Genomic DNA, 8,488 nt, shown 5'->3' on the forward strand with positions numbered 1-8,488 from the left:
TTCGCCCGCCGATACTCACGGCGGGCGGTTTCGGTCCAGGGCATCGATCTCTCTCCGTTTCGTCTCGCAACAAAACGGAATCACAACCCTCTGAAACCGCTCAACTCTTTTTGAGTTGGGCTCTCAATCCGGTCGAGGATCACCGACGAGACCGGAAAGACGATTCCGGGCGGGGTGTAGCCGCGCTCCGCCAGCGCATGGTGGATCAGATAGCGGTGGATGCGGCCGTTGCCGTCCTCGAAGGGATGCACGAACACGACGCCGAACGCGATCATCGTCGCATGCAACACCGCGTCGACGTCATCCCCAGCGAGCCGACGACTGGTGTCCAGTATCCCTGCGAGCAGGTTGGGGACGTCTTCGGGGCGGGCGGAGACGAATTCGGGCAGGGGATCATTCAGGCCATCACGCGGGCCGATGAAGCCGCCCTCCGTCCGAAGCCCCGGCGTCACGAAGCGACCGGTCTCGACGACGATGTGCTGCAAGCGGATCAGTTCGTCGATCGACAGCGGGTACCGGCCCGACTGGTTGACGGCCCGCATCCAACGCTCAAGCCGGTTGCGGGGGGGGCGCTCGCCCTCGATCTGATAGCTGGCCTGGCTGTCCGCCAACAGCAGGAAGCTCGCGGCGCGAGCGATCACCGATTTCGATATCCGCCCAACCAATTCCTTGGCCTGGGTGTCCCAGCGACGGCCGATGAAATCGGCAAGCGCCGGAGTGCGTCGGATGATCGGGCAGAAGGCAGGGGTGCCCAACAGGTTGTTGCGCACCTGATGACGCGGCGAATTGACCGGCCTGGCGGTCACATAATCTTCGGGAGCGAGGATCGGCACGTAGGACGCCTTTTCGGCGTCAGGCAGATCCAGGTCTCTTCCCGTCAACCACTCGTACAGGAACCAAAGCCGCCGGGATGTTGCCCCCACGGTTTCGGATCGAACGACCCGGGCCATTTCCGCCGGACCGACGATGTCGAACAGACGCTTGAGGATCAGCAGATCGAGCGTCTCATGACGCAAAGCAAAGGTCAGGTGACCGGCAAGACCCGCCGCTGGGGCGGTTCGCTTGTCAAATATGGTCCAGGCGTTTTCCTGGCGAGACCCGCCTTTGATGGAACCATGGGAAACACAACTGAGCCGCCGAACCGGCGCCTGGATGCCGTGGGCGTGGACAAGCGCCGCCCACCCGACAAGCTCGCTCTTTCGGGGGACGATCGTTTCCTGAAAGACGGTTGGCGTTGTGAATTGCATACCCCGCAGAATATGGTCGCCCAGGTCGCGGATCAATTGCCGCGGTCGAAAATCATGAGATTTCCTTACATCAGGTCGAAAAATCATTCCCACGGTTGCGCCGCCGGACTTCATGGCGCCCGCCCCTTTTGTTTTCGAAAACGAAGGGGGTCCGGGGCATCGCCCCGGTTGGGTTTGGGCGAAAGCCCAACAGCTTTCCGGAAAAAACGCGGCGCGCCCGACCCGCTTGACTGTTACAGTTTTATGGCAGAAAGTTTGCAGCGCACCGCTGTCTGTCCTTCTCGACCTTCCCGCCCTGCCCGGCACCGAGGCTGACATGATGACCCGATACGCGAGTACAAGTATCCCCTCCGGACGGTCGAGGTAGCGTCAGGCCCTCTCTACCGTTCCGCTTCGGGCTTGAAAGGAAACGGTGGATGAAGATCAAGGCAGTGCTCCCCACAGACAAAATCGACGTGGCCCCGGCGGTGCCGGAGGGAGCGCCGCGTCCCGATCCCCTGCCCTGTCAGGGCGCGGGGGAGATCGACCGGCTGTACCACGACCTCGGCCAGGCCGAGCTGCCGGAGCGGACCCGGGCGCTGATGGCCGCCAAGCTGCCCAAGAAGGCCAAGAAGCTGATCGAGGAAGCGGCCGAGGTCGGCCTCGATGCCGTGCTCGGCAACAGCAAGGGGCTGGTCAACGAAAGCGTCGATGTCCTCTATCACCTGATCGTGCTGTGGCGTTCGTGCGGCATCCCGCCCGAGGCGGTGTGGGCCGAAATGAACCGCCGCGCCAACCAGTTGGGGGTGTCCGAGAAGCTCCCCAAGAAGATCGCCAAGAAGGAAATCCTCGACCCGGCGCCGTAAACGTCACAGCCCCCCCGGCCACGCCCGGGGATCCCGCGGGAGGCACGATGAATGAGCGAAATCAGCGTCGTGGTCAACATCCTCGGGGCCGCCGCCCTGCTGCTGTGGGGGCTGCGGATGGTCGGGACCGGGGTGACCCGGACCTTCGGGGCCGATCTGCGCCGCTGGATCAATCTCGGCACCGGCAACCGGCTGAAGGCGCTGCTGACCGGGCTCGTGGTCACCATCGCCCTGCAAAGCAGCACCGCCACCTGCCTGATGGCCGCCTCGTTCGCCGGGCGGGGGCTGATGGACGGCGCCATCGCCCAGTCGGTGATGCTCGGCGCCAATGTCGGCACCAGCGCGGTCGTCACCCTGCTGACCTTCGATCTCGGCCCGCTGTCCGCCCTGCTGGTGCTGGTCGGGGTCGGCCTGTTCCGCTCCGGCCCCGGCAAGCGCCGCCACCTCGCCCGCATCCTGATCGGCCTCGGCCTGATGCTGCTGTCGCTGCGGCTGCTCGATCTGGCCTCGCTGCCGCTGCGCGAATCCGACCGGCTGCATCAGGTCCTGCATGACCTCGACGGCATGCCGCTGCTGGGGCTGGGGCTGGCCGCCGGGATCGCCATGCTGGCCCATTCCAGCATCGCCTCGATCCTGCTGATCCTGCCGCTGGCGGCCCAGGGCGCGTTCGGCCTGACCTTCGGCCTCGCCCTGATCCTCGGCGCCAATCTCGGCAGCGCCCTGCCCCCGGTGTTCGAAACCGGCCACGACAAGCCCGCGGTGCGGCGGGTGCCGCTCGGCAACGCGCTGGTGCGGCTGGCCGGCTGCGCCCTGGCCTTCGCCCTGCTCGACCCGATCGCCCGGGGCGTCGGGGCGCTGTCGGCCGACGGGGCGATGCGGCTGGTCGCGTTCCACCTTGCCTTCAACCTCGCCCTGGCCCTGCTGGCCCTGCCGCTGGTCGGGCCGATCGCCCGGCTGGTGAAGCGCCTGCGCCCCGATGTGATCCAGCCCGACGCGCCGGGCCAGCCGAAATATCTCGACGAGCGCGCGCTGGAGACGCCGAGCGTGGCGATCGCCGCCGCCGCCCGCGAAACCCTGCGGGTGGCCGATCTGGTCGAGGCGATGCTGCTGAAAAGCCGGGAGGCGCTGCGGGCCGACGATCTCGGGGCGGCGGGCGAGATCGCCCGGATGGACAATGTCGTCGATGCCCTCCACCACGCGGTGAAGCTCTATCTCGCCCGGCTGGCGAACGAGGACATGGACGAGGCGGAACGCGGCCGGGCCAGCGACATCATGACCTTCGTGATCAATCTCGAACATATCGGCGACATCATCGACCGCAACCTGCGCGAACTGGCGGAAAAGAAGATCCGCCAGCGCCTCAGCTTCTCGCCCGAGGGGTTCGACGACCTGACCGCGCTGTTCGCCCTGACGCTGGACAATCTCAAGCTGGCGATGACGGTGTTCGTCACCGGCGACCTGCGGCTGGCCCGCCGGCTGATCGCCGAGAAGGCCGAGATCCGCGCCCTGGAGAAACGCGCCACCGAGGCCCATCTGGCCCGGATCGGCGGCGGCCGGCGCGAAAGCATTGAGACCAGCACCCTGCATCTCGACATCCTGCGCGACCTCAAGCGGATCAACGCCCACATCGCCTCGGTGGCCTACCCGATCCTGGAGCAGCGCGGCGAACTGGTCGCCACCCGGCTGCGGCCGCAGGGCGAAAGCTAGAGCCTTTTCCACTCGAATGCCGTCGAGTGAAAAAGGATCAATATCCCCTGTTTACGCCAGCATCCGCATTTGCGGGCTCTGCCCGCGCCCGCTGGGGCCTTGAGGCCCCAGCCCCCCCCAAAAAGAAGGAGGTCAGAAACAAGCCGCATGTCGCAATGGTCAGGAAGCCAAATGGCCCCCACTTGATCAATGCCCCGATGCCGCCCCAGAACCCGTTCTTTTTGATCATGTAGGCGATAAACAGCACCACAAGAAAGAGGACGGTGAGACCCACCGCCCCATCGGCTGCGCTGTTGCCCATGATTCATTTGACCAAACCGGCGCGATGCTCTTGCTCGGTTGCCGTGGTCGGGATAGGGGCAGAAGCAGACTTGTTGGCCGTCGCCGCTGCGGGAGGGGTGGTGTTCGACGCCGCGTTCGCCGGTTGCGCACCCCCAGCCATGGTCAGGAAGGGCGGGCAAAATGCATCGGGCTGTCCCATTTGCGCGGCGAGTTGGCAGCCACGAACCACTTCATCGGCAATCAGCTTGCACGAATTGGCGACATTGCACGGCGGGTGGGTCGCCGGTGAGATCATGCCGCAGACCCGCGCAAGGTAGCCCGCCTTTTCCTTGCCAATGGTCGATACGCAGGATTGCGTGCTGTCCATGGTCAGCGGGGTGAGGGAGATTGCAACCAGGGCGCCGCTGGCGACAGCGTGATTGTTCTGCGCAGCCGCACCGGTGAAGACATGGGACAGCAGAACGTAGTCCCGCTTACGCAAGCCTTCCTCATACTGTGCGGCGTAATCCTGCGCGCTCGCCTGGGGTGACATCGCCATCCAGCAAATGACGCAAGACACCAAGGCGCACAGGTGGTGTATCGCAGACCCTACCGACATCTCTTCCCCCGCTGGTTTGCGCAGCCGGCAATGGAACCGGACAGTATTCTTAGCGATCAAGGGTAAAATTTTTACGCTAACCTTCAAGTTAAAAAAATCCCGCCAATTGCCACCCCGGCTGTGCTGCTGCACAGTCGGAGGCAAGAGCCGGCCTGGGAAATTCGGACAGGGCGATAAGTGGATTTCCCGCCTGAACGCGGCGACGATGCCGCGCAGGAGGAAGGACCATGACGAAACCTGCGCGCCGGACCCATTCACCGGCTTGCCTCGCCGAAAATGCCCCCCTTTATTTTTCGAAAAGAAGGGGGTCCGGGGCATCGCCCCGGTTGGGTTCGGGCGAAAGCCCGACAGCCTTCACTCGGTCCAGGTGATGCGGGTGCCGTCGGGGCGATCGACCTGATGGACCGTCTTGCGCACCTCGACCTCCTTGACGCCCTTCAGATAGGCCACCACCGCGTCCTGGAGGTTGTGGGCGATGGTGGCGATCAAATGGTCGTCGTCGCCCTGGGCGCGGATCAGCACCCCCTGGGTTTCGCTGTCGAGCGCCTGGAAGGCGGTGGCGAGGTCGGCCTGGCTGAGGCCGCCGGTGGGATTGCCGGCGGTGGCGCTCAGCTTGTCGTAGAGCCCCTCCGCCTGATCGGCGGTCAGGCCGGCCGGGCGGCCATCGACGAACTCTTCCTTGCTGACCCGGCCGTCGCCGTCGCGATCGAGCGCTTTCAGCATCTCCAGCAGCTTCATCAACGGGCTGCCTCCGACCGAGGAAACGGACATGTCGGTTCTCCGCAAAGTTTCCCGATTTTAGAGATTACGCCTCCCGGCGCCGCTGCCAAGGGGGGGATCGGCCGGTAATGCTGGAAAAGCGCGCCCCGGCATCGTATACCAGGGCCCATCCCCTTTCGCGCGCGCGAAGCGCAGGAGACGAAGCGTCCATGGCCGAACGTTGGTCGCCCGACAGCTGGCGGGCAAAGCCGATCCATCAGGTTCCCACCTATCCCGACGCGGCCGCGCTGGCCGGGGTCGAGCGGGAATTGGCCAATTTTCCCCCGCTGGTGTTCGCCGGCGAGGCTCGCCGCCTGAAGGCCACCCTGGCCCAGGTCGCCGAGGGCAAGGCGTTTCTGCTCCAGGGCGGGGACTGCGCCGAAAGTTTCGCCGAATTCAGCGCCAACATCATCCGCGACACCTTCCGGGTGATGTTGCAGATGGCGGTGGTGCTGACCTATGGCGCGGCGATGCCGGTGGTCAAGGTCGGCCGGATGGCCGGCCAGTTCGCCAAGCCGCGCTCGGCCGACACCGAGACCATCGACGGCGTCACCCTGCCCTCCTATCGCGGCGACAACATCAACGGGATCGACTTCACCGCCGAGGCCCGGATCCCCGATCCGCAGCGGATGGTGCGCGCCTACAACCAGTCGGCCGCCACCCTCAACCTGCTGCGCGCCTTCGCCCAGGGTGGCTATGCCGACCTGCACAAGGTGCATCAGTGGACGCTTGATTGCGTCGCTGGCACCCTCCAGGCCGCGCGCTACCAGGATCTGTGCGACCGCCTGGGCGAGACCCTGGCCTTCATGGAGGCCTGCGGCCTGACCTCGGACAGCGCCCCGCAGATCCGCGAGACCGACTTCTTCACCTCGCACGAGGCGCTGCTGCTGCCCTACGAGCAGGCGCTGACCCGGGTCGATTCGACCACCGGCGAATGGTACGACTGCTCGGCCCACATGCTGTGGATCGGCGAGCGCACCCGCCAGCCCGACGCCGCCCATGTCGAGTTCCTGCGCGGCGTGCGCAACCCGATCGGGCTCAAGATCGGCCCCAACATCACCGTCGATACCCTGCTGCACCTGATCGAGCGGCTCGACCCCGACAACGAGCCCGGCCGCCTGACCCTGATCGTGCGGATGGGCGCGGCCGAGGTGCCGGTCAAGCTGCCCGGTCTGGTCCGCGCCGTCAAACGCGCCGGCCGCAAGATCGTCTGGTCGTGCGACCCGATGCACGCCAACACCATCAAGGCCGCCTCGGGCTTCAAGACCCGCCGCTTCGACGCCATCCTGGCCGAGGTGCGCGCCTTCTTCGAGGTCCACAAGGCCGAGGGCAGCCATGGCGGCGGCGTCCATTTCGAGATGACCGGCCAGGACGTCACCGAATGCGTCGGCGGGATGACCGCGATCACCGAGGCCCGCCTCGGCGACCGCTATCACACCCATTGCGATCCCCGCCTCAACGCCACCCAGGCGCTGGAGCTGGCTTTCCTGATCGCCGAGCAGCTCAAGGACGACCGGATCAAGGCCGCCCACGCCCTCGCCGGCTGAGGCCCCGGTTTGATGTGGGCTCTGCCCGCACCCGCCAAGGGCCGCAAGGCCCTTGGAACCCTTTGATGGTCGGGGGCGGAGCGGCCTGTTTGCCGCGCGAAGGACAGGGAAAGGGTTCCAAGGGCCTTGCGGCCCTTGGCGGGTGCGGGCAGAGCCCGCGAACCCTTTTCTCTTCAGGGCCGGCGATCGACCTTGAGGGTGGCCTCGCCCTCCAGTACCACGGTGGCGCCGACCGAGGCGGTGGTGGTGAAGGTCGCCAGCCGCCGTTCCGGCACCAGCGCGGTCAGCTCGACCCGGGCGGTGACGGTGTCGCCGATCCGCACCGGCGCCTTGAACTTCAGGGTCTGGGCGACATAGATACAGCCCGGCCCGGGCAGGCGGGTGCCGAACACCGTCGAGATGAACGCCGCCGACAGCATGCCGTGGGCGATCCGCCCCTGGAACAGCGAGGTCTTGGCGAAGTCCTCGTTGACATGGACCGGGTTGAAATCGCCGGAAATGCCGGCGAAGGCGACGATGTCCGCCTCGGTCACCGTCTTGGCGAAGCTGGCCGACTGCCCCACCGCCAGATCCTCGAAATAATAGCCGTGCAAGTTTGCCTCGCTCATCGCTCCGCCTCCCGGTGCGGTTGTTGCTGCAATGCGGAAAAGCAAGTATAACCGCCGGAGCAGGAAGTCCCAAGAGCGGAATCGCCCCGCGCCGATGCGGGTTTCGGTTGGTACCGGGGCAGACCTCTGATATAACCCGCCGTCATAGACTCGACATGTTTCCCAGGCCGTTCCCGGCCGGAAACCGTTGGGTTGCTGGGATTTTGGCGCGGATCGGCCGGGGGGCGACGATTCGGGCGTGCCGCGGCCCGCACCGGACAGCACCGACGCCGGTTCGCCGCAGGCAGCCAGGGGGACCAGATGGACCGCTCGCCGGATCTCGCCCGTATCGGCATGATCGCCGTACTCGGCCTGTTCGCCGCGCTCAGTTATGCCGGCTTCGCGCCGCCGCAGCAGGCGATTCCCACCCTGCTGGCCCAGGCCGCCGCCCCCGCCTTGATCGCCGCCGACCCGTTCCTGGCCAGCCCCGGCGGCTTCGGCGCCTCGCTGCTGTTCCCGCTGGCCCGCCTGACCGGGCTCGGCGCCCCGCCCGACTGGCTGTCCTATCCGCTCCATCTCGCCGCCTGCGGCGCCCTGCTGGCCTGGGCGGTGGCGGTGATCCGCCGCCGCCTGACCGGGGACGACCTGTCCGCCGCGCTGCTGACGGTGCTGATCGGCGCCTTCTTCACCCCCAAGCTGCTGGCCGGGGTCAGCCTCGCCCCGCTGCCGGCCTCCGCGCTGACCCCGCACGGGCTGGCCCAGCTGTTCGGCCTCGCCGCGCTGCTGGCCGGGCTCGACCGCCGCCCCGCCCCGGCCGCGCTCGGGGCCTGCCTCGCCTTGGCCTTCGCCGCCGAGGCGACGCTGCCGCTGGCGCTGGCCGCCGGCATCGCCCCCGCCGCCGATGGCGGGCGCGCCG

Annotated in this window: 9 protein-coding genes; 4 read left to right on the forward strand and 5 right to left on the reverse strand. The window is 66.8% G+C overall.

Annotation, left to right across the window (positions count from 1 at the left end; genetic code table 11):
• Positions 1–80 precede the first annotated feature (80 nt).
• Complete coding sequence (locus tag ACFSNB_RS18130) at positions 81–1,361, reverse strand: Fic family protein (protein ID WP_377319148.1); 1,281 nt, start codon at positions 1,359–1,361, stop codon at positions 81–83.
• A gap of 302 nt (positions 1,362–1,663) precedes the next feature.
• Between ACFSNB_RS18130 and hisE the strand changes: the two genes are divergently transcribed.
• Together hisE and ACFSNB_RS18140 are read left to right on the forward strand one after the other, a co-directional pair.
• Positions 1,664–2,092: a phosphoribosyl-ATP diphosphatase gene (hisE, locus tag ACFSNB_RS18135; protein WP_377319150.1), complete on the forward strand. Its 429-nt coding sequence runs from the start codon at positions 1,664–1,666 to the stop codon at positions 2,090–2,092.
• A gap of 51 nt (positions 2,093–2,143) precedes the next feature.
• The gene (locus tag ACFSNB_RS18140; RefSeq protein WP_377319152.1) at positions 2,144–3,799 is read left to right on the forward strand and encodes a Na/Pi cotransporter family protein; all 1,656 of its coding nucleotides are present in this window, start codon (positions 2,144–2,146) and stop codon (positions 3,797–3,799) included.
• A gap of 37 nt (positions 3,800–3,836) precedes the next feature.
• On the opposite strand, the gene ACFSNB_RS18145 is transcribed toward ACFSNB_RS18140, so the two are convergent.
• The 3 genes from ACFSNB_RS18145 to ACFSNB_RS18155 form a co-directional block, all read right to left on the reverse strand.
• Positions 3,837–4,073, reverse strand: coding sequence for a hypothetical protein (locus tag ACFSNB_RS18145; protein WP_377319154.1), 237 nt, complete (start codon positions 4,071–4,073; stop codon positions 3,837–3,839).
• A 30-nt stretch (positions 4,074–4,103) separates the two neighbouring features.
• Positions 4,104–4,937 (reverse strand): hypothetical protein, encoded by an 834-nt coding sequence (locus ACFSNB_RS18150; protein WP_377319156.1) that lies wholly within the window; start codon positions 4,935–4,937, stop codon positions 4,104–4,106.
• Positions 4,938–5,033: 96 nt separating this feature from the next.
• The gene (locus ACFSNB_RS18155) at positions 5,034–5,450 is read right to left on the reverse strand and encodes a hypothetical protein (RefSeq protein WP_377319157.1); all 417 of its coding nucleotides are present in this window, start codon (positions 5,448–5,450) and stop codon (positions 5,034–5,036) included.
• A gap of 158 nt (positions 5,451–5,608) precedes the next feature.
• On the opposite strand from ACFSNB_RS18155, the gene ACFSNB_RS18160 reads away from it, so the two are divergent.
• Positions 5,609–6,985, forward strand: coding sequence for a class II 3-deoxy-7-phosphoheptulonate synthase (locus tag ACFSNB_RS18160; RefSeq protein ID WP_377319159.1), 1,377 nt, complete (start codon positions 5,609–5,611; stop codon positions 6,983–6,985).
• A 173-nt stretch (positions 6,986–7,158) separates the two neighbouring features.
• Here ACFSNB_RS18160 and ACFSNB_RS18165 read toward each other — a convergent pair whose 3' ends face one another.
• The gene (locus ACFSNB_RS18165; RefSeq protein WP_377319161.1) at positions 7,159–7,593 is read right to left on the reverse strand and encodes a MaoC family dehydratase; all 435 of its coding nucleotides are present in this window, start codon (positions 7,591–7,593) and stop codon (positions 7,159–7,161) included.
• A 300-nt stretch (positions 7,594–7,893) separates the two neighbouring features.
• Here ACFSNB_RS18165 and ACFSNB_RS18170 point away from each other — a divergent pair.
• Positions 7,894–8,488: hypothetical protein (locus tag ACFSNB_RS18170; protein WP_377319163.1), on the forward strand; the 595-nt coding region annotated here is incomplete at its 3' end.

Origin of the sequence: Phaeospirillum tilakii (assembly GCF_042683125.1) — a bacterium.
GTDB classification, from domain to species: domain Bacteria; phylum Pseudomonadota; class Alphaproteobacteria; order Rhodospirillales; family Magnetospirillaceae; genus Phaeospirillum; species Phaeospirillum tilakii.